The following is a 1,105-nucleotide window of genomic DNA, read 5'->3' on the forward strand; positions in this document are numbered from 1 at the left end:
GGTCAACAGGATGGAGCCGAGCCAGTCAATCTTGGCCGGGCGCTTGACGTGCTGGATCTTGAGGGTGACCTGCAGCAGGATGAGCGCGACCACAGCGAGCGGAACGCAGACGAAGAAGGTCCAGCGCCACCCCAGCGGGCTGTCGACAATGAAGCCGCCGAGCAGCGGGCCGCCTGCCGTGCCCACGGCCATGACGCCGCCCATGTAGCCGGAGTACTTTCCGCGGTCGCGCGGCGGAATCATGGAGCCGATGATGGCCTGGGCCAGGGCGGTGAGGCCGCCCATGGCGATGCCCTGGATGACACGGGCGGTCAGCAGCAGCGGGATGGTCTCGGACAGGCCGGCCATAACGGAGCCCGCCACGAAGATCACGATGCTCAGCTGGACGAGGACCTTCTTGTTGAAGAGGTCCGCGAGCTTGCCCCAGATCGGGGTGGTTGCCGCGTTGGCAAGGAGCGCGGCCGTGATCACCCAGGCGAAGTCCGTCTGGGTGCCCTTGAGTTCGGACATGATGGTGGGCAGCGCGTTGGCGACGATCGTGCTGCTCAGGATGGCGGTGAAGAACGCCGCCAGCAGCCCGGTGAGGGCCTCCATGATCTGGCGGTGGGTCATCGCCACAGGTTCTGCGGCGGTCTGGGATGCGCGGGATGCCCCCTGCGGAACGTCCGACGGGGCCGGGGACGGCCCTGTGGCGGCGGCGTGGCTAGCCATATATCTACTCCTCAACAATTTCGGTCGTATTCGTGGGTCCGGCCGTCGTTGCCCGGGCTGAGGTCCGGAGGGACTCAGCAAGTTTTTCGAGGGTGCGCGCCGTCAGTTCGACGTCGTCCTGGCTCCAGTCCTGCAGCAGGTCCTGGATGGTGGCCGTCCGCTGGTCCTCGATGAGACGCAGTTTCTCCGTGCCGGCGGCAGACAGGGCAATCAGCTGCGCGCGGCCGTCTTCCGGGTCCGGCCGGCGGACCACATAGCCGTGCTCTTCGAGGTCGGCGATGTGCCGGCTGAGGACCGGAGCGCTGACGCCGAGCCGCTCCGCAAGATGCGTGGCCCGGGATTCGCCCTCCCCCACAAAGCGCAGAACGCCTTGAAGCGCCACTCCGGTGTCCTG

General features: G+C 67.2%; 2 protein-coding genes. Both read right to left on the reverse strand.

The features are described 5' to 3' along the window. The coding region (locus LQV45_RS34775) for an MFS transporter (RefSeq protein ID WP_230012497.1) at positions 1-612 on the reverse strand (612 nt) is incomplete at its 3' end. A 103-nt stretch (positions 613-715) separates the two neighbouring features. Then, positions 716-1,105, reverse strand: a 390-nt coding sequence (locus LQV45_RS34780; RefSeq protein ID WP_230012498.1) for a MarR family winged helix-turn-helix transcriptional regulator, incomplete at its 5' end; no start/stop codon positions are given.

This window comes from Microbacterium sp. Bi128, assembly GCF_918698205.1.